The sequence below is a fragment of the Micromonospora sp. NPDC002296 genome (assembly GCF_040296145.1).
GTDB lineage: Bacteria > Actinomycetota > Actinomycetes > Mycobacteriales > Micromonosporaceae > Micromonospora.
The window spans coordinates 15379-34239 of sequence record NZ_JBEOWQ010000004.1 but is presented as its reverse complement, the minus strand read 5'-3'; the positions used below and the strand labels follow the sequence as shown (position 1 = coordinate 34239).

At 73.1% G+C, this 18861-nt stretch carries 18 protein-coding genes; 13 read left to right on the top strand and 5 right to left on the bottom strand.

Going from position 1 to position 18861, the window contains the following annotated elements; all coding sequences use genetic code 11:
- Window positions 1–23 precede the first annotated feature (23 nt).
- A complete protein-coding gene (locus tag ABT023_RS04655; protein ID WP_350881697.1) occupies window positions 24–572 on the bottom strand; it encodes a Uma2 family endonuclease in 549 nt (182 codons plus the stop codon).
- Between the two features lie 277 nt (window positions 573–849).
- Between ABT023_RS04655 and ABT023_RS04650 the strand changes: the two genes are divergently transcribed.
- From ABT023_RS04650 to ABT023_RS04630, 5 genes are all read left to right on the top strand, one after another.
- Complete coding sequence (locus tag ABT023_RS04650; RefSeq protein ID WP_350882100.1) at window positions 850–1902, top strand: ABC transporter ATP-binding protein; 1053 nt, start codon at window positions 850–852, stop codon at window positions 1900–1902.
- A 168-nt stretch (window positions 1903–2070) separates the two neighbouring features.
- On the top strand, window positions 2071–3075 hold the full coding sequence (locus ABT023_RS04645; RefSeq protein ID WP_502890589.1) for an ABC transporter ATP-binding protein: 1005 nt from the start codon (window positions 2071–2073) through the stop codon (window positions 3073–3075).
- Window positions 3072–4091, top strand: coding sequence for an ABC transporter permease (locus tag ABT023_RS04640; protein ID WP_350881693.1), 1020 nt, complete (start codon window positions 3072–3074; stop codon window positions 4089–4091). The genes ABT023_RS04645 and ABT023_RS04640 overlap by 4 nt, the downstream gene beginning before the upstream one ends.
- Before the next feature lie 9 nt (window positions 4092–4100).
- The gene (locus ABT023_RS04635) at window positions 4101–5087 is read left to right on the top strand and encodes an ABC transporter permease (protein WP_350881691.1); all 987 of its coding nucleotides are present in this window, start codon (window positions 4101–4103) and stop codon (window positions 5085–5087) included.
- 134 nt (window positions 5088–5221) lie between these two features.
- Window positions 5222–6964 carry an ABC transporter substrate-binding protein gene (locus ABT023_RS04630; protein WP_350881689.1) on the top strand — a complete coding sequence of 581 codons (1743 nt, stop codon included), beginning with the start codon at window positions 5222–5224 and terminating at the stop codon, window positions 6962–6964.
- Window positions 6965–7033: 69 nt separating this feature from the next.
- Here ABT023_RS04630 and ABT023_RS04625 read toward each other — a convergent pair whose 3' ends face one another.
- Entirely contained in the window at window positions 7034–9178 is a 2145-nt protein-coding gene (locus ABT023_RS04625; protein ID WP_350881687.1) for a S9 family peptidase, read from the bottom strand.
- An 87-nt stretch (window positions 9179–9265) separates the two neighbouring features.
- Between ABT023_RS04625 and mshB the strand changes: the two genes are divergently transcribed.
- The 3 genes from mshB (at window position 9266) to ABT023_RS04610 (ending at window position 11199) form a co-directional block, all read left to right on the top strand.
- Window positions 9266–10195 carry an N-acetyl-1-D-myo-inositol-2-amino-2-deoxy-alpha-D-glucopyranoside deacetylase gene (gene mshB, locus ABT023_RS04620; protein ID WP_350881685.1) on the top strand — a complete coding sequence of 310 codons (930 nt, stop codon included), beginning with the start codon at window positions 9266–9268 and terminating at the stop codon, window positions 10193–10195.
- A 17-nt stretch (window positions 10196–10212) separates the two neighbouring features.
- Window positions 10213–10653, top strand: a complete 441-nt coding sequence (locus ABT023_RS04615; protein ID WP_350881683.1) for a hypothetical protein — start codon at window positions 10213–10215, stop codon at window positions 10651–10653.
- Between the two features lie 150 nt (window positions 10654–10803).
- Window positions 10804–11199 carry a hypothetical protein gene (locus ABT023_RS04610; RefSeq protein ID WP_502890597.1) on the top strand — a complete coding sequence of 132 codons (396 nt, stop codon included), beginning with the start codon at window positions 10804–10806 and terminating at the stop codon, window positions 11197–11199.
- A 33-nt stretch (window positions 11200–11232) separates the two neighbouring features.
- On the opposite strand, the gene ABT023_RS04605 is transcribed toward ABT023_RS04610, so the two are convergent.
- Entirely contained in the window at window positions 11233–12180 is a 948-nt protein-coding gene (locus ABT023_RS04605) for a GNAT family N-acetyltransferase (RefSeq protein WP_350881679.1), read from the bottom strand.
- A 79-nt stretch (window positions 12181–12259) separates the two neighbouring features.
- On the opposite strand from ABT023_RS04605, the gene fdxA reads away from it, so the two are divergent.
- Both fdxA and dapC read left to right on the top strand, forming a co-directional pair.
- A complete protein-coding gene (gene fdxA, locus ABT023_RS04600) occupies window positions 12260–12586 on the top strand; it encodes a ferredoxin (RefSeq protein WP_350881677.1) in 327 nt (108 codons plus the stop codon).
- Window positions 12583–13698 (top strand): succinyldiaminopimelate transaminase, encoded by a 1116-nt coding sequence (dapC, locus tag ABT023_RS04595; protein ID WP_350882098.1) that lies wholly within the window; start codon window positions 12583–12585, stop codon window positions 13696–13698. Before fdxA ends, dapC begins: the two co-directional genes overlap by 4 nt.
- 48 nt (window positions 13699–13746) lie before the next feature.
- Here dapC and ABT023_RS04590 read toward each other — a convergent pair whose 3' ends face one another.
- Window positions 13747–15618, bottom strand: coding sequence for a M48 family metallopeptidase (locus ABT023_RS04590; RefSeq protein WP_350881675.1), 1872 nt, complete (start codon window positions 15616–15618; stop codon window positions 13747–13749).
- 213 nt (window positions 15619–15831) lie between these two features.
- Between ABT023_RS04590 and ABT023_RS04585 the strand changes: the two genes are divergently transcribed.
- The 3 genes from ABT023_RS04585 (at window position 15832) to ABT023_RS04575 (ending at window position 18234) form a co-directional block, all read left to right on the top strand.
- A complete protein-coding gene (locus ABT023_RS04585) occupies window positions 15832–16851 on the top strand; it encodes a prephenate dehydrogenase (protein WP_350881673.1) in 1020 nt (339 codons plus the stop codon).
- A 94-nt stretch (window positions 16852–16945) separates the two neighbouring features.
- Window positions 16946–17590 carry an SIMPL domain-containing protein gene (locus ABT023_RS04580; protein WP_350881671.1) on the top strand — a complete coding sequence of 215 codons (645 nt, stop codon included), beginning with the start codon at window positions 16946–16948 and terminating at the stop codon, window positions 17588–17590.
- On the top strand, window positions 17590–18234 hold the full coding sequence (locus ABT023_RS04575) for a nucleoside/nucleotide kinase family protein (protein WP_350881669.1): 645 nt from the start codon (window positions 17590–17592) through the stop codon (window positions 18232–18234). Before ABT023_RS04580 ends, ABT023_RS04575 begins: the two co-directional genes overlap by 1 nt.
- A 69-nt stretch (window positions 18235–18303) precedes the next feature.
- On the opposite strand, the gene ABT023_RS04570 is transcribed toward ABT023_RS04575, so the two are convergent.
- Window positions 18304–18861 carry a sugar O-acetyltransferase gene (locus tag ABT023_RS04570; RefSeq protein WP_350881667.1) on the bottom strand — a complete coding sequence of 186 codons (558 nt, stop codon included), beginning with the start codon at window positions 18859–18861 and terminating at the stop codon, window positions 18304–18306.

Genomic DNA, 18861 nt, shown 5'->3' with positions numbered 1-18861 from the left:
CTAGGGGACCGGACCGACATCCGTCAGGGGACGAGATCCTCCGGCCGGACCGTCGCCTGGACGGGCTCGGTCAGCTCCAGCACCTCACCCCGTTTGACCGCCGAGTGCTCCACGTAGTGGGCGTGCCGACGGTGGTACAGGCGCAGCGCGCCGGTGTCCTGCTCGATCAGCAGGTACCAGTCGATGCCGGCGGCGGCGTAGTAGTGCATCTTGAGCACCTTGTCGGTGGCCGCGTTGCTCGGCGAGATGATCTCGCAGACCAGCCGGACCTCGTGCGCCTCCACGTTGGGATCGTCGAGGTCGACCGGGTTCGTGACGACGAGATCGGGAATGGGCACCCGTCCGGGCCTGAGCCGGACGTTCACCGCCTCCAGCAGTTCCAGCCCGACGGCCTCGGCGGCCGGTTCGAGGATGTTGCCCAGCTTGCGTGAGATCCGCTGGTGCCGGGGGGTGGGGGCTGGGGTCACGTGGAGGCTCCCGTCGAACAGTTCGACCCGCTGGGACGTCTCGCCGAGGGCGAGGTACTCCTCCTCGGTCCACGGGCCGTCGTGGTCGAACACCGCCGCGGTCATGGTCACCTCCACCTCGATCCGGCGCGGATCGTCTCCCGGTTGCCGCCACCATGGTCGCACCCGAGGTGCGACCGGGGGGCGCGCGTAGTGTCGATGTCCTGGTGGGGGGTACCGGAGGTAGATGCCGAGTCGTTACGCTGACCCCCGCTGACAGCTCCCGTTTTGTAGCTTATTTTCAGCCTCAGTGATCTGTTGTAAGTTCTCTTCGTCACTGAGGGAGGCGGTCGTGGACAAGCCAGCACCAGCGCCGTCCGGGCAACCGGGCGACCGTCCCGGCGTGCCGGAGCAGCGCGGAGACGGCCCGTACCTGAGGGTGAGCGACCTGCGGGTGCGGTTCGCCACCTCCGACGGCACGGTCCGCGCGGTGGACGGCGTCTCCTTCGCCGTCGAGCGCGGGCGCACCCTCGGCATCGTCGGCGAGTCAGGCTCGGGCAAGAGCGTCACCTCGCTGGCGATCCTCGGCCTGCACGATCCGAAGCGCGCCACCATCACCGGCGGGATCTCCGTCGGCGGCCGGCAGCTCATCGGCCTGCCGGAGGAGGACGTGCGCCAACTGCGCGGCCGGGACATGGCGATGATCTTCCAGGACCCGCTGTCCGCTCTGCACCCGTACTACACCGTGGGGAAGCAGATCGCCGAGGCGTTCCGGGTGCACCACCCGGGGGCCGGCAGGCGGGAGGCCCGGCGGCGGGCCGTGGACATGCTCGGCCGGGTCGGCATCCCGCAGCCGGCGAAGCGGTACGACCAGTACCCGCACGAGTTCTCCGGCGGCATGAGGCAGCGGGCGATGATCGCCATGGCCCTGGTCAACGACCCGGACCTGCTGATCGCCGACGAGCCGACCACCGCGCTCGACGTCACCGTGCAGGCACAGATCCTCGACCTGCTCGCCGACCTCCAGGCCGAGTTCCACTCCGCGATCATCCTGATCACCCACGACCTCGGCGTGGTCAGCCAGGTCGCCGACGAGGTGCTGGTGATGTACGGCGGACGGGCCGTCGAGCACGGCTCCGTGGAGCAGGTGCTCCGGCGCCCGCAGCACCCGTACACCTGGGGTCTGCTCTCCAGCGTGCCGTCGTTGCACGGCGACTCGGACGCGGACCTGATCCCCATTCCGGGCAACCCGCCCAGCCTGATCAACCTCCCGTCGGGCTGCGCCTTCCACCCCCGCTGCCGGTACGCCGACCGCAACGGCGACCGCTCCCGCACCGAGGTCCCGACGTTGGGCCCGGCCGGCGAGGCGGGTCACCTGGTCGCCTGCCACCTGTCCGCGCGGGAGCGCACCCAGCTGTACCGCGAGGACGTCGCACATGTGGGGGTGGCACGGTGAGCGCGAGGAACGTAGCGGAGCGGAGTCCCGCAGTCGCGAACGAGGGTGCGTGGGTGAGCGCGAGGAACGTAGCGGAGCGGAGTCCCGCAGTCGCGAGCGAAGGCGTGGCGGTGAGCGCGAGGAACGTAGCGGAGCGGAGTCCCGCAGTCGCGAGCGAAGGTGGCTCAAGTGAGTGAGCCGTTGCTGCGGGTCAGCGGGCTGACCAAGCACTTCCCGGTGCGCGACGGGTTCCGGAGCACCGGCCTGGTCCAGGCTGTCGACGGCCTGGACTTCGAGGTGCGCCCCGGCGAGACGCTGGGCCTGGTGGGGGAGTCGGGCTGCGGCAAGACCACCACCGGCCGGATGCTGGTGCGGCTGCTGGAGCCGACCGCCGGGAAGATCGAGTTCGCCGGGCGGGACATCACCCACGCCGGGCGGCGCGAGCTGCGCCCGCTGCGGCAGGAACTCCAGATCATCTTCCAGGACCCGTACGCCTCGCTGAACCCCCGGCACACCGTGGGCCGGATCGTGGCGATGCCGTTGCAGGTCAACGGGATCAACCCGCCGGGCGGGGTGCGCAAGCGGGTCCAGGAGCTGCTGGAGCTGGTCGGGCTCAATCCCGAGCACTACAACCGCTACCCGCACGAGTTCTCCGGCGGGCAACGGCAGCGCATCGGCATCGCCCGGGCGCTGGCCCTGCGACCGAAGCTGATCGTCGCCGACGAGCCGGTCTCCGCCCTGGACGTCTCGATCCAGGCGCAGGTGGTCAACCTGCTGCGGGACCTGCAACGGGATCTCGGGCTGGCGTTCGTCTTCATCGCCCACGACCTGGCCGTGGTGCGGCACTTCTGCCAGCGGGTCGCCGTGATGTACCTGGGCCGGATCGTCGAGATCGGCGACCGGGCGGACATCTACGAGCGCCCGCAGCACCCGTACACCCGGGCCCTGCTGTCGGCGATCCCGGACGTGACGACGCTCGGGCCGGGCGGCCGGATCCGGCTGACCGGCGACGTGCCGACCCCGCTGAACCCGCCGTCGGGCTGCCGGTTCCGCACCCGCTGCTGGAAGGCGCAGGACGTCTGCGCCACCGAGGAACCGGCCCTGAAGCCCCGGGACGGCGGCGCCCAGTCGACGGCCTGCCACTTCCCGGAGTCCGAGCGGGCCGGCGTGAGTGGTGCGGAGGTGACGAGGTGAGCCTGTCCCCGGTCGAGGGCGTGGCGCTGGCGGAGATCGAGTCCACCGGCGACGGCGACGGCGACGGCGACGCGCCGAAGGCGAAGGGCTTCGTCGGCCGGTCGCCCGGCCAACTCGCCTGGGTCCGGCTGCGGCGGGACCGCACGGCCGTGATCAGTGCCGCGATGCTGATCTTCTTCGTGCTGCTCGCGCTCGCCGTGCCGCTGATCGAGGCGCTGTACGGCGTGGGCCCGCGCGAGCAGTTCCAGGACCGGCTCGACGGCTTCGGCATGCCGCTGGGCTACGCCGGGGGCATCACCGGCGAGCACTGGTTCGGGCTTGAGCCGGGCCTGGGCCGGGACATCTTCATCCGGATGGTGCACGGCCTGCGGACGTCGCTGTTCATCGCGTTCGCCGCCGCCGTGATCACCGCCGCGTTCGGCATCCTGCTGGGCACCCTCGCCGGCTACCTGGGCGGCTGGATCGACGCGGTGATCAACTGGATCACCGACCTGACGCTGGCCATGCCGTTCCTGGTCATCGCGCTGGCCCTGACCCCGACCGTCGCGCTGCGCTTCTACGGCCAGCGCGAGGCGGTGCCGCCCGCGTTCCAGATCGGCGTGCTGATCGCCATCTTCGCCCTGTTCGGCTGGACCAGCACCGCCCGGCTGGTCCGGGGGCAGGTCATCGCGTTGCGCGAGCGGGAGTTCGTGGAGGCGGCCCGGGCCAGCGGGGCCGGGCTGGGCCACATGCTCTTCCGCCAGCTCCTGCCGAACATCTGGGCGCCGATCCTGGTGTCGTTCTCCCTCGCGGTGCCCTCGTACATCACCAGCGAGGCGGCGCTGTCGTTCATCGGCGTCGGCCTCACCGACGAGACGCCGAGCTTCGGCCGGATGATCTACCGCAGCCTGGACTACCTCCAGACCGACCCGGCGTACGTCTTCTTTCCCGGCATCACGATCTTCGCGCTGGTGCTCGCCTTCAACCTCTTCGGGGACGCGCTGCGCGACGCGCTCGACCCGAAGTCGTCCCGGTAGGGGTTTTCCATGGCGCGATTCCTGGTCAAGCGGCTGCTCTCCGCCGTGGTCACGCTGTTCGCGGTGAGCGTGCTCAGCTTCCTGATGTTCTTCGCCCTGCCCCGGGACCCGGTCACCGGCATGTGCCCGAAGAACTGCAACCCGGAGCGACTGGAGCGGGTCCGTCAGGAGCTGGGCCTGCGCGATCCGTTGATCAGCCAGTACGCCGGCTACATGAAGGGCATCGTGACCGGTCGGGACCTGGGCAGCGCCCAGGGCGGCCGGTGCGACGCCCCCTGCCTGGGCTGGTCGTACGTGAACAACGAGGCGGTCAGCGACACCATCGCCCGGGTGCTGCCGGTGACCCTGAGCATCGTGATCCCGGCGGCGATCCTCTGGCTGCTGCTCGGCGTCGGCCTCGGCATGATCTCGGCGCTGCGCCGGGGCACCTGGCTGGACCGGGTGGCCATCGGCTTCTCGCTGACCGGCGCGTCGTTGCAGCTCTACTTCGTCGGCGCGGTGCTGCTGCTGGTCTTCGTCTACAACCTGCGGTGGCTGCCGGTGCCGAGCTACACACCGCTGTTCGACAATCCGGCGAAGTGGGCCAGCGGCCTGGTGCTCGCCTGGGTCGCGCTGGCCTTCCTCTACTCCGCCATCTACGCCAGGCTGTCCCGGGCGCAGATGCTGGAGACGCTGTCCGAGGACTACGTCCGCACCGCGCGGGCCAAGGGCCTGACCAAACCCAAGGTGTACGGGCGGCACGCGTTGCGCGCGGCGATCACCCCGGTGGTGACCATCGCGGGGCTGGACGTCGGTGGGGCGCTGGGCGGGACCGTCATCACCGAGACCACCTTCGGCATCCAAGGGCTGGGGCGTACCGCGGTGAACGCGGTCAGCGACGGTGACCTGCCCACCATCATGGCGACCGTGCTCATCTCCGCGGTCTTCGTGGTGCTGGCCAACGTCCTGGTGGACCTGCTCTACGCCGTGATCGATCCCCGGGTGCGGCTGCGCTGACCCGCCGGCGGGTCAGCTTCCCCGACCGCGGCGGAAGTTATCGAAAACCGTTACACAATTCGTAGTTTTTCTTCTTTACGATCCTCGGGACGTCGGCGTTTCCGCCCGGCGGCACCGGGTGGAGGGGGTAGCAGATGAGACCACGCGCAGCGGTCGCCGCAGGCGGCGCCATCGCACTGGTGGTGACGTTGGGGGCGTGCTCGGAGAACACGGGCGAGGGCACCACGGTGGACAACACCCGGCAGCAGACCGGAGTCATCGCCACCGACCCGAAGGACTCGAAGGGCCCGGCGGCCGAGGTGAGCGGGGCGCAGAAGGGCGGCACCTTCACCATCATCCGGGAGACCCCGATCTCCCACCTGGACCCGCAGCGGACGTACTCGTTCGCGGGCCTGATGGCCAACCCGCTCTTCTCCCGCTACCTGACCACCTGGAAGGATGACGGCAAGGGCGGCCTGGTCCTCGTCGGCGACCTGGCCGAGACCCCGGGCACCAACGTCAACTCCGACTGCAAGGTCTGGGAGTTCAAGATCAAGGACGGGGTGAAGTTCGAGGACGGCAGCCCGATCACCTCGAAGGAGATCGCGTACGGCATCGCCCGGTCCTTCAACCCGGACCTCGCCGGCGGCCCGACCTACGTGCAGGAGTGGCTGGCCGACAGCCCGGAGTACGACACCAAGTGGGACTTCAAGAAGAACCAGGCCTCGCTGCCGCCGGGGCTGACCACGCCGGACCCGAAGACCCTGCGCTTCGAGTTCGCCAAGCCCCGCTGCGACCTGCCGTTCGCGGTGTCGCTGCCGACCAGCGCGCCGCTGAAGGCCGACAAGGACACCGGGGTCAACCTGGACCAGCGACCGTTCTCCTCGGGCCCGTACAAGGTCGCCAAGAACCAGGCCGGCGTGCAGCTCACCCTGGACCGTAACCCCCACTGGGACGCCAACACCGACCCGGTGCGCCACCAGTACCCGGACCAGTTCGTGTGGAGCTTCGGCCCGACCGCCGACGCCGCGAACAACCGGGTGATCGCCGACAACGGCGCCGACCAGAGCGCGGTCGCCTTCAACTACGTGCCGTCCTCGCTGGTCGCCAAGGTGGCCCAGGACCAGGCGCTGAAGTCGCGGAGCATCCTCTCCCCGACGCCGAGCGCCAACCAGCTCGTGATCAACAACCAGCGGGTCAAGGACCTGAAGATCCGCCAGGCGCTGAACTACGCCATCGACCGCGAGGGCCTGATCAAGGCGGTCGGCGGGCAGACCGTGGCTCAGCCGATGACCACGCTGATGCCGTCGTCCACCATCGGCTTCAAGGCGTTCGACGCGTACCCGGCCGGGGCCAACGGCAACGTCGACAAGGCCAAGGAACTGCTCGGCGGCCAGACCCCGGAGCTGGTCCTCGGTGTGGCCGACAACACGGGCGAGCAGAAGATGGCGATCCAGCTCAAGGGCAACCTGGAGCGGGCCGGCTTCAAGATCACCGTCCGGAACATCCCGGACGACGCGAAGCTCGACGAGATCAAGAAGAAGGACAACCCCTGGGACCTGTACATCGGTAACTGGGCGGCGGACTGGCCCAGCGGCGCGTCCATCCTGCCGGTGCTCTACGACGGCCGGACCATCAAGGCCGAGGGCAACAGCAACCAGTCGTACCTGAACGACCCGGCGATCAACGCCGAGTTCGACCGGATCCTCGCCCTGGAGCCGGCGAAGCAGGGGCCGGAGTGGGCCAAGCTCGACGAGCGGATCATGAAGGAGCAGGCCCCGGTGGTGCCGCTCTACGTCGACGTGGCCTTCCTCGTGCACGGCTCGAAGGCCGGCGGGGTCTTCGTCTCCAGCGTCTTCGGGTACCCGTCCTTCGTGAACGCGCACGTCAAGCCGTGATCCTCGGCTGACCGCCGACGGCCGGGCCCCCTCGCACAGCGCCGTGCGAGGGGGCCTTTCCGTCCGCCGTCACCCGAGGTGGGTGCGGAGGAAGTCCAACTCCAGGCGGAGCAGGCGCTCCGCCAGGCCGCCCGCCGCCATGTGGGTGGCCCCGGTCAGCGGCAGCACCGAGTGCGGCCGGCCCGCGCCCAGCAGCGCCGCCGACAGCCGCAGCGTGTGCGCGGCCACCACGTTGTCGTCGACCAGGCCGTGCAGCAGCAGCAGCGGCCGGGCTGGCTCACCGGACACCGGCCGCTCGGCGGCCAGCTCCAGCAGCGAGTGGTGCGCGTAGACGTCCGCCCCGTCCTCCGGCATCCCCAGGTAGCGCTCGCTGTACGCGGTGTCGTACAGCGCCCAGTCGGTGACCGGGGCGCCGACGATCCCGCACCGGAACAGCTCCGGGTGGCGCAGCACCGCCAGCCCGGCCAGCCAGCCGCCGAACGACCAGCCCCGCACGCCGACCCGTCCCAGGTCCAGGTCGGGATGCTTGCCGGCGAGCGCGGTCAGCGCGTCGATCTGGTCGGTCAGCACCACGTCGGCCACCCGCCGGTGCACCGCCTTCTCGAACGACGGGGCCACCCCGGGGGTGCCCCGGTTGTCGATCGTCACCACCGCGAAGCCCGAGTCGGCCCACCACTGCCGCTCCAGCCAGGCCGACCGGGCCGCCACCACCTCCTGGTGCCCCGGGCCGCCGTAGACGTCCAGCAGCACCGGAAGTCGGGTGCCCTTGACGTGGTCGGTCGGGTAGAGCACCGCGCTCGGCAGCCGCCGGTCGGTCACCCGCACCATCGTCGGCCGGGGCGCGTACGGCGGGGTCGCGGCCGACGAGCGGAGCTGCGCCACCTCCCGGTCGCCGCGCCACACCGACCAGGTGGTCCCCGGCTGGTCCAGCGAGGCGGTGCCGACCACCAGCGTGTCCCCGCCCACCGCGGCGGTGTGCCAGCCGGGGGTGCCGCTCATCCGACGGGCGTCCACCCCGCCGCCGATCAGCGTCCGGACCCGGTACAGGTGCCGCTGGCTCGGCTCCCCCTCACTGGCCTCGACCAGCAGGTCGGCCGGGCCGTCGCCGGCGGGGAGCCGGCCCACCACCCGGCGCACGTACAGCGAGGGTGGGGTGAGCAGGGTGCCGTCGGCGAACAGGCAGCGGGCGTCGTACCCGTCGTGGGCCAGTTCGCCGCCGACCAGCACCCGGCCGTCCGGCAGGTGCGCCGGGGTACCGGGGATCGGCTCCACCCAGCGGGGGTCGGCCAGCTCCGCGTGCACCTGGGTCTCCCCGGTGCGCGGGTCCACCGCGAGCACCAGGCCGTGCTGCTGGGAGCGGCGCAGCACGGTGATCAGCGGGTTGCCGTCGGCCCAGTCGACCGACGTCAGGTACGGGTAGGTCTCCCGGTCCCAGTGCACGTCGACCCAGCCGCCGTCGAGGTCGAGCAGGTGCAGGCTGACCTCGGCGTTCGGCCCGCCGGCCTGCGGGTACGCGATGCTGGTCGGCGGGCTCGCCGGATCGGCCGGGTCGTGCAGGTGCCAGCGGGGCAGCCGGGACTCGTCGACCCGGGCGGCCAGCACGCCACGCCCGTCCGGCGCCCACCAGTAGCCCCGGAACCGGTGGAACTCCTCGGCCGCCACGTGCTCGGCCAGCCCCCAGGTGACCCCGGCGTCCTCGCCGGCCAGCAGGGTGTCGGTGCCGTCGGGCGACACCACCCGCAGCTCGCCCAGGCGTACCCCGTCGGCGGCGTCGGTGACGTATGCCAGGCGTTCGCCGGTCGGGTCCGGCCGCGGGTCGATGACCGGGCCGGCGACGGCCACCTCGACCACGTCCCCGTGCACCAGGTCGGCCCGGAACAGTCGGCCGGCCAGCGCGAACACCGCCACCCGGCCGGCCCCGTCCAGGGCGTACGAGCCGATGCCGGCGGCGCTGAGCCGCAGCCGTTCGCGCAGCGCCCGCTCCCCGGGAGAGAGGGCCGACGGGTCGACGCCGGCACCGAGCAGCCTCGCCGGGTCGGCGACCAGCCGCTCCTCGCCGCTGGTCGGATCGAGCAGCCAGAGCGCGTCGGCTGGATCCTCCGGACCGGCCGAGCGCAGGAAGATCACCCGGGCGCCGTCGTCGGCCACGGAGACGGCGCGCGGTGCCCCGTGAGAGAACCGGCGGGTACGGGCGGCCAGCTCCGGAAAGTCCACACGTCGGATCGTAGAGCGGGCCCGGCGATGATGTGGCCGACCTGCTCGGACGCGTCGGGAACGGCGGGGAATCCACCGCCGGTTAGAGTGACCGTCGTGACGACGCTGCCCGACCACCGCCTCCTGCTGGTCCACGCGCACCCCGACGACGAGTCCATCGGCACCGGCTCGACGATGGCCCACTACGCAGCCACCGGCGCCCACGTCACGCTGGTGACCTGCACCCTCGGCGAGGAGGGCGAGATCCACGTGCCGGGGCTGAGTCAGCTCGCCGCCGCCGAGGCCGACCAGCTCGGCGGGTTCCGGATCGGTGAGCTGGCCGCCGCCTGCGCCGCGCTGGGCGTCGCCGATCACCGCTTCCTCGGCGGCGCGGGCCGTTACCGCGACTCAGGGATGATGGGCCTGGCCACCAACGAGCACCCCCGGGCGTTCTGGCAGGCCGACCTCGACACCGCCGCCGGGTACCTGGTGGAGATCATGCGGGAGGTACGCCCGCAGGTGCTGATCACGTACGACCCGAACGGCTTCTACGGCCACCCCGACCACATCCAGGCGCACCGGGTGGCGATGCGGGCGGTGGAGCTGGCCGCCGCGGAGGGGATCGCCCCGGCCAAGGTCTACTGGACGGCCATGCCGCGCAGCGTGCTGGAGGCCGGCCTGAGCCACTTCACCGAGTCGTCGGACAACCCCTTCGACGGCATCGAGAGCATCGAGGACCTGCCCTTCGGCACCCCCGATCCGGAGATCGCGGCCCGGATCGACGCCACCGAGCAGCACGCCGCCAAGGAGGCGGCGATGCGGGCGCACGCCACCCAGATCCCGGCCACCTCCTGGCTCTACTCGATCGCCGGCAACTTCGGCGCCGAGTTCATGGGGGTGGAGTACTTCACCCTGGCGGTGGGGGAGAAGGGGCCGGGTGCCGGCCCGTACGGCTGGGAGGACGACCTCTTCGCCGGGCTCGGCATCGACGACGGCGGGTCCGGCCGAGCCCCGGTCTCGGCGGCCGGCGTCCGGTGACCCTGCCCGCCGCGCCGATGTCGGTCGTCCCGCCGCAGGCCCCCGCCCCGACCCCGCCGCGCCGGGCGCGGCGGCTGCTCGACGTCGCCCTGCGGGTCGTCGGCGGCCTGGTGGCCGTGGTCGGTGCGGTGGCAACCGGCCTGCTGGAGCTGATCCTGTCGACCGTCCGGGTCGGCGGGCAGCTGATCGGGGTGTCCGTGCTGGTGGCCGTCGTCGCCAACATCGCGCTGGGCTGGTTCGCGTACGCGGCGGTCGGCCGCCGGTGGGCGGTGGTCCTGCCGGCGACGCCGTGGTTCGTGCTGATGGGCGCGGCGGCCGTCCGGACCAGCGAGGGGGACCTGCTGCTCGCCGGGGACAACTGGGTCGGGCTCGCGCTGATCGTGGTGGGGGCGATGACCTTCGCGGTGATGGGGTTCCGGCAGGTCCTGGCGCCGCCGCCGGTCCGCCTGGACGGGTGATGACGGCGCTCAGCTTCCGGTGGTAGATATTCCTGCCAGGAGGCCCGCCGTAGCGGCGGGCGGTGCGGCGGGAGGCGTGCGGTGAAGAATCGATGGCTGTGGGTCGGGGTGCTCGCGGCGGCGCTGTTCGCGGTCAACGTGGTGGCCCGGATGGTCAGCAAGTTCGGTCTCGACGCCGACGACGCGGCGGCCGACCGGGTCTCGCTGGCGATGTTCCTGGTGATCGGGGCGATCCTCGCGGTGCTGGCGTTCCGCTGGGGGCAGGACCGCCCGGTGGCCCGCTGGGCCGGCGACCTGGCCCCCGCCGTGGGGATCGCGCTGCTGCTGACCGTCCTGGTCGGGCCGCTGCTGGTCGGGCAGAACCCGTTCGACGGCGACTCGGGCACCCTGCTGGCCCAGGCCGGGCTCTACCTGCTGGCCGCCGCCGCGGGCGTGCTCGTGGGCTACCTGACCCTCACCACGCTGGGCCGCGACCACCGCTCCCGGATGCTCAAGCGGTACGCCGAGATCAAGGCGGCGAAGCCGCACCGCCCGGTCCGCCGCTGACCACCCGCCCCCTCGGGCCCGCGCCGGCCCGGGTCAGGGGGCGACACGGGTGAGGTAGGTGTGGTGGGTGGTGAAGCCCAGCGAGCGGTAGAGGGCCACCGCCGGGGCGTTGCTCTGCTCCACCTGGAGGAAGGCGTCGGTGGCGCCCAGGGCCGCGCCCCAGTCGGCCAGGGCCCGGATGACCCGGGTGGCCAGGCCCTGCCGTTGGGCGTGCGGGAGGACCTCGATCAGGGTCAGGCCGAGCAGCCGCCGCGCACCGGTGACCGTGCCGCGGCCGACGGCGAGCAGTTCGCCGTCGGCGTACACCCGGGCGAAGCGGACCTGCTCCACGGCGGTGAGCACGTGCCGGGCGGCGTCCGGGAGGCCGCCCTTGCGCCCGGCGGCGACGGTGAGCCAGTCGTCGGACGGCGCGGCGGTCAGCTCGACCGGCGGTGGTCCGGCGTGGTCCGCCCGCAGCGTGGCCAGCGGCACGGTCTGCACCAGCACCGGCGGCCGGGCGCCCCAGCCGCGCTCGTCCAGCTCGGCGCCGACCGGCGCGGCGAGCGGCAGCGGAGTGTTGACCATGGCGGGCTGCCCGAGGTCGGCGTACCAGCGCTCGACGGCGTTCAGTGCGGCCGGCAGCGGCCGGTCCGGGTCGCCCACCGGCAGGGCCGAGTTCGCCCGGCCGGTCCAGCCCTCGGCGCTGCGCAGCAGCCAGTCGCCGAGCCGGCCCCGGGTCGGGGCCGGCCACGCCGCGTCGGCGGCCAGTTCCAGCGCCACCACCGCGGCGGCCGTCGGCCGGCGGGCCGGCGGCACCCGCTTGGCCCGGTGCACCTCGCCCACCGGGACCTGGAGCCGGCCCTGCGCGGTGGTCAGGGTGAGATGGGTCTCGGTCAGCTCCACCAGCTCGCCGAGGGCGTCCGAGAAGAGCGGCCGGCCTTCGCGAATCCCCACAATCCGGCGAACCACGATCCGGTGTCCCACATCCTGCTGTCGGAGCACGATCGACCCCCTCCCCGGCGAGATACTAGGCTCTAACCGTCGCGGGTGATCGCGGCGTGTCTTGCGGAGGAGAAGACCGGTGACCTACATCATCGCCGAGCCCTGCGTGGATGTGCTCGACAAGGCATGCATCGAGGAATGCCCGGTCGACTGCATCTACGAGGGAAACCGGATGCTCTACATCCACCCTGACGAGTGCGTCGACTGTGGTGCCTGTGAGCCGGTGTGCCCGGTCGAGGCGATCTTCTACGAGGATGACGTCCCGGAGCAGTGGAAGGACTACACCGGGGCGAACTACGAGTTCTTCGAGGACCTGGGCTCGCCCGGTGGCGCCTCGAAGATCGGCAAGGTGGCGAAGGACGCGACCTTCGTCGCGGGCCAGCCACCGCGCGGAGAAGGCCACTGAATCGGCCCGAGCCGGTCTCGTCACGGCTGCCCGAATTCACCTGGGACACCCTGGGCGCCGCGGCCGCAGTGGCCGCGGCGCACCCGGGCGGCCTGATCAACCTCTCGATCGGCACGCCGGTCGACCCGGTGCCCCCGGTGATCCGGCAGGCCCTGGCCGACGCGTCCGACGCCCCCGGCTACCCGCTGACCGCCGGCACGCCCGCCCTGCGGGCCGCCATCGCGGCCTGGGTGGCCCGGGTCTGCGGCGCGGGCGTCGACGGCCTCGGGGTGCTGCCCACCATCGGCTCCAAGGAGCTGGTGGCGTGGCTGCCCACCCTGCTCGGCCTCGGCCCCGGTGACGTCGTCGTGGTGCCGTCGGTCTGCTACCCGACGTACGAGGACGGGGCGCGGATCGCCGGCGCCACCACGGTGCGCACCGACTCGCTGACCGCGCTCGGCCCCGACCCCCGGGTCCGGCTGGTCTGGGTGAACTCGCCGGGCAACCCGACCGGCCGGGTGCTGCCCGCCAACCACCTGCGCAAGGTGGTCGACTGGGCCCGCGAGCGGGGCGCCGTGGTGGCCAGCGACGAGTGCTACCTGCCGCTGGGCTGGTCGGCCGCCGCCGAGCCGGTCTCGGTGCTCGCGCCCGAGGTCTGCGGCGGGTCGTACGACGGGCTGCTGGCGGTGCACTCGCTGTCCAAGCGCTCCAACCTCGCCGGGTACCGGGCGGGCCTCGTCGCCGGCGACCCCGCCCTGGTCGCCGAGCTGCTGAGGGTGCGCAAGCACGCCGGCATGATCGTGCCCGCCCCGGTGCAGGCGGCGATGATCGTCGCGCTCGGCGACCAGGAGCACGCCGACGCCCAGCGGGAGCGCTACCGGGCCAGGCGGGAGCAGCTGCTGGCCGCGTTCACCGGGGCCGGGTTCACGGTCGAGCACTCCGAGGCCGGGCTCTACCTCTGGATGACCCGGGGCGAGGACTGCTGGGCGACGGTGGACTGGCTGGCCCGCCGGGGCATCCTGGTCGCCGCCGGCGTTTTCTACGGCCCGGGAGGCGCGCGGCACGTCCGGGCGGCGCTGACCGAGTCCGACGAGCACATCGCGGCGGTCGCCGCGCGCCTCGCCCTGCCCTGAGTCGAGCGGGTGCACCGGTGCCCCGGCCGGCCGGGGCACCGGCGGCGGTCACCCGCCGATCCGGCGGAACACCGTCAGCAGCGCGTCCCGGCTGTGCTTCCCCAGCAGCTCGCTGGAGAACAGCTCCTGCATCTTCATCGTCCGCCCGCCGTGCAGGGCCAGCTCGGCCTTCAGCGGCACCTCCCGCCTCACCGCGACCGAGGTCATCTCCTCGTACGGCAGGAAGGTGTGTCGGGTCGCGAGCTCGGCCACCGGTACCGATCCGAGCAGCGCCCGCAGCCGCTCCTCGCCCTTGCTCGCCTTGCCCGGGTCGGCGATCAGCACCAGCCCACGGTCCAGGACCAGCACGTCGTGCTCGGTGCCGTCGACCTTGATGTTGGCCAACGCGCCGACGAGGTCGGCGTCGTGTCCGGAGACCCGCCGCTGCACCACCGTCGCGCCGGCCGGGTCGACGCCGGCCTCGGCGAGGCGGGCCAGCGCCTCGTCCAGGGTCTCGGGGTCGACCGCGAGCTTGGCGACCTCGGTCAGGTCCCACGGCTCGCCGTCCGGGCCGACCAGCCGGGCGGGGGTGGACCAGGACAGCTGCCAGTGCGCCTGGCCGGCGCGAATCGCGGCGTTGACCAGCAACGAATTCATCGGGCCGGCGAAGCGGGCGGCGGCCTCCTCGCGGGAGGAGTCCGAGTAGAACTGCTCGGCGAACTCGCCGAGCCGACCCGCGCGGACCAGGTCCAGCACCGTGGGCAGGCCGGGCTCCGCCGCGCCGGTGAACCGGCCCGCAGCCCGGTAGACGGCGTCGGCCTCGCGCTGTCCGCCGGCGGCGATCGTCGCCGCGATGAACTCGGGCCAGGCCAGGACCTGCCGTCCCTCGTGCGCGATCACGTCCGCCTGCAACGCCAGACCCGCCGCGCCGATGTCGGCCAGCAGGCCGGCGGCCGGCCGCTCGTCCGGCGCGGGCGCGTCGGCCGGCGCGTCGGCCATCGCGGCCACCCGAATACCGACGGGCGGGTGGGTGTCCCAGCGGGACGGCTTCTCGTCGGGCGCGTTCTCCCGCAGCGCGGTGATCTCGTCCCGGCGGGCGGCGAGCAGCTGGCCGAAGCCGCCGAACAGGTCATCCGGGGCGAGCCCCGCCGACCAGCCCGGCTCGACGTACCGGGCCATGTAGAACGACCAGGCGGCGCCCAGCGCCGGCAGGGTGCGCAGCGCGGACGTGGCTGCCTCCCGGCCGGCCAGCCGCACCGCGGAGCGGTCGGCCTCCAGCTCCTGGCGGCGCGACGCGGCGTTGTCCACCAGCAGGTAGAGCTTCGCGTACCCCCGGAAGACCCAGCCGATCGGGTTGCGCCCGCCGATCCGACCGATGGTCTCGGCGATCGCCAGCCGCCCCCGGTACGCCACTGCGCCGAGCCGGGTGTGCCGGCCCGAGTAGTGGCCCAGCTCGTGTGCCAGCACCGCGCGGAACTGGTCGACCCGCATCGCCTGGAGCAGCGGCAACCCGACGTACATGGTCCGCCGGCCGCCCACCAGGCCGAGCATGCTGCTCTGTTCGGCGACGGCCGCGTTCACCTCGGGCACCAGCCGGATCTCGTCCGGGGCGCGGGTGCCGACCTCGGCGGCCAGCTCACGCACTGCGGCCCAGAGCGCAGGGGCGGCCCGCTCGTCGAGGACCAGGCCCGGCGCGGGCTCGCTCTTGGTGCGGACGGCTCGCCAGAGCCCGACCAGTACGGCGCCGAGCGCCAGCAGGAGCGGGATCATGAGCTTGGCGGTGGCGAGACCGCTGGCCCACTGGTGGATCCAGAAGCCGAATGCGACGACGGCGGCGAGCTGGAGCAGCGCGACGACGTAGAAGCCGATCAGCATGAGCACCGAGGCGAGAGCCCGGTACGTCGCGGCGGACATGATGTTGCCCTTTCCCCGTACGGACACCCATGTGGTGTCCGGCGGGAGGGACCGTACTTCGTCGATCTTCGTTGAGCATCCACCGTCCGGTCAGCGCCGGGCGGCCTGAGATCCAGGACGCCGGGCGCTCGTCCCGGGAGACGGGCACACGAGGGGGCCGGCGTCGGGCGGGCGATATCCTCGGGGCCGAACGGGCCGAGGTGACCTCGACGCGTACCGACCGAGACGCCGAGGTGGGTGATGGGGGACAGGCCCGGTGGCAACCCGCGGGCCGCGGTGGTGGGCACCGGGCTCATCGGCGGCTCGGTCCTGCTCCGCCTGCACGAGCGCGGTATCGACGTCACCGGCTGGGACCCGGACACCGCCACCCGCGCGGAGGGACGCGCCCGGGGCATTGCCTTCCCCGACGAACTGGCCGACGCCGTCCGCGACCGGGACGCGGTGTTCCTCTGCGGCCCGCTGTCGAGCCTGCCGGAAACCCTGCTCATCGTCGCCAGGCACACCGGTCCCGACTGCGTGCTCACCGACGTGGGCAGCACCAAGGGCGGGATCGCCGGGTTCGCCGTGGCGCACGGCCTGTCCGACCGCTTCGTCCCGGGGCATCCGATGGCCGGGGCGGAGCGCGCCGGGCTGACCGCCGCCGTCCCCGAGCTGTTCGACGGCGCGGCCTGGGTGCTCTGCCCCACGGCCGAGGGCATCGAGCGTTTCCGCAGGCTCGCCGCCCTGGTCATCGACGTCTTCGACGCGCGGGTCGTCCCGATGGCGCCGGACGCGCACGACGCGGCGGCGGCCCTCGCGTCGCACATCCCGCACCTGCTGGCCGGCAGCCTGGCCGGCGCGGTGGCGGACGCCGACCTGCGGGACGCCGTGCTGGGCCTGGCCGCCGGCAGCTTCCGGGACGGCACCCGGGTCGCCGGCACCCCGGCTGCCCGGACGGCGGACATGCTGCTGAACAACCGCGACCAGGTGCTCGCCCAGCTCGGCCGGGTCACCGGGTTCCTCGACCGGCTCGCCGCCGCGCTCCGGTCCGGCGACGCGGCGGCCCTCGTGGGGCACTACGAGCGGGCGCGAGGGCTGCGGCTGGCCCTGATCGACCGCGGGTTGCCCCCGGTCGTCCGCGACTTCTCGCTCGGTGGGGGCGTCGACGGCGAACTGGCGTACCTGCTGTCGCTCGGCGCTGCCGGCGGGCACCTGACCGACTGCCGGGTGGCGGCGGGGACGGTGACCTACACCGGCCACCTCCCGGCCGCCCCGGCCTGAGCCGCACCGTCCCGTCCTCCCGAGAGGGTGCCGACGAGGGCCTGCTCCACGCGGGCGTCGGTGAGGTGTCCTTTCCTTCCTTTAGGGTGAGGGCATGGTGGACGGACCAATCGTGGCGGTACGCGGCGAGGCGTACCGGGAAGTCGCTCCGGAGCTGGCCCGGTTCACGGTGACCGCGACGGCGCGGGACCGGGACCGGGAGGCCGTGCTGACCCGGCTCGCCGAGCGGGCCGCCGCCGTGCGGGTGCTGCTCGACGCCGCCGAGCCGGCGGTGGACCGCCGGGAGACCGGCGACCTGCGGGTCTGGCCGGAGACGAAGCGCTCCGGCGAGCGGGTGGTGGCCTGGCACGGCAGCGTCGCCACGACTGTCACCGTCACCGACTTCACCGCGCTGGGCGAGCTGATGCTCCGCCTGGCCGATCAGGACCAGGTCGAGGTCGCCGGCCCGTGGTGGTCGCTGCGGCCGGACAGCCCGGCGTACCGGGAGGCGCGGCACGCCGCCATCGCCGACGCGCTGGCCCGCGCCCGGGAGTACGCCGAGGCGCTGGGCTCCCGGGTGACCGCGCTGCTGGAGCTGGCCGACAACGGGCTGGCCCCGCAGCCGATGATGACCCGCGCCGCGTTCAAGTCCGGCGGGCCGGCGGACGCCCCGCCGGAGCTGGAACTGGACCCGCAGCCGCAGAGCCTGCACGCGGCGGTGGAGGCCCGGTTCACGATCACCGCGCCGGTCCTCGGCTGATGCCGGACGCCAGGGTCCTTTCCCTCGGAGAGCTGGTGGCCCGCGCCCGGGACCTGGCCGGGGCCGGGCCCCGGCAGCTCCTCGGTATCGCCGGAGCGCCGGGGGCGGGCAAGTCCACGCTGGCCGAGCGGGTCGTCGCCGAGGTGGGTGCGACCGCCCGGCTGGTGCCGATGGACGGCTTCCACCTGGCCCAGGCGGAACTGCGCCGGCTCGGCCGGGACGCCCGCAAGGGCGCGGTGGACACCTTCGACGTCGGTGGGTACGTCGCGCTGCTGCGCCGGTTGCGCCGGCTGGAGCCGATCTCGGTCTGGGCCCCGGGGTTCCGTCGGGACCTGGAGGAGCCGGTCGCCGGCGCGGTCGAGGTACCGCCCGAGGTGCGGTTGGTGGTGACCGAGGGCAACTACCTGCTGCTGTCCGAGGACCCGTGGGACGAGGTGCGGCAGTTGCTGCACGAGGTGTGGTTCCTCGACCTGGACGCCGAGCTGCGGCACCGCCGGCTGACCGCCCGGCACGAGTCGTACGGGCGGTCGCCGGAGCAGGCGCGGGCCTGGGCGCTGGGCAGCGACGAGGCCAACGCGGCTCTGGTGGCGGACACCGCCGTGCGCGCCGATCTGGTGGTCCGGCTGGCCGACCCGCCCGCCTGAGGGACGGGGGCCGGCGGCAGTGCCCCCTGGGCGGCGTCCCGCACCGCGAGCCACGGCCCGGTTCCCGGGTCAGGCGATCTCGCGTACGACCCGGGCGGGGTTGCCCACCGCGACGACGTTCGCCGGCAGGTCGCGGTTCACCACGGCGCCCGCACCGACCACCGTGTTGTCGCCGATGCTCACCCCGGCCAGCACGATCACCCCACCGCCGAGCCAGACGTTGTCCCCGATCGTGATCGGCTGCGCCGCCTCCCACTTCTCCCGCCGGGGCTCCGGGTCGACCGGGTGGGTGGCCGTCAGGAGTTGCACGTTCGGTCCCATCTGGACGTCCGCGCCGACGGTGATCCGGGCGACGTCGAGGAAGACCGCGTTGAAGTTGACGAACCCGCGCGGCCCCAGGTGGATGTTCCAGCCGTAGTCGCAGTGGAACGGCGGGCGGACCCAGGCGCCCTCGCCTACCGAGCCGAGCAGCTCGCGCAGCGCGGCCAGCCGCTCCTCGGGGTCGGCCGCCGAGCTGCGGTTGAACGCCTCGTTGAGGCGGGCGGCCCGGTCCAGGTCGGCCAGGATCTCCGGGTCCTCGGCGCGGTACAACTCGCCGGCGAGCATGCGGTCCTTCATGGAGGTCAT

Coding starts and splice junctions, on each gene's coding strand:
- ABT023_RS04655 (WP_350881697.1), bottom strand. CDS start 572: ATGACCGCGGCGGTGTTCGACCACGACGGCCCGTGGACCGAGGAGGAG.
- ABT023_RS04635 (WP_350881691.1), top strand. CDS start 4,101: ATGGCGCGATTCCTGGTCAAGCGGCTGCTCTCCGCCGTGGTCACGCTG.
- ABT023_RS04630 (WP_350881689.1), top strand. CDS start 5,222: ATGAGACCACGCGCAGCGGTCGCCGCAGGCGGCGCCATCGCACTGGTG.
- ABT023_RS04615 (WP_350881683.1), top strand. CDS start 10,213: ATGTCGGTCGTCCCGCCGCAGGCCCCCGCCCCGACCCCGCCGCGCCGG.
- ABT023_RS04610 (WP_502890597.1), top strand. CDS start 10,804: ATGGTCAGCAAGTTCGGTCTCGACGCCGACGACGCGGCGGCCGACCGG.
- ABT023_RS04585 (WP_350881673.1), top strand. CDS start 15,832: ATGGGGGACAGGCCCGGTGGCAACCCGCGGGCCGCGGTGGTGGGCACC.
- ABT023_RS04580 (WP_350881671.1), top strand. CDS start 16,946: ATGGTGGACGGACCAATCGTGGCGGTACGCGGCGAGGCGTACCGGGAA.
- ABT023_RS04575 (WP_350881669.1), top strand. CDS start 17,590: ATGCCGGACGCCAGGGTCCTTTCCCTCGGAGAGCTGGTGGCCCGCGCC.
- ABT023_RS04570 (WP_350881667.1), bottom strand. CDS start 18,861: ATGACCTCCATGAAGGACCGCATGCTCGCCGGCGAGTTGTACCGCGCC.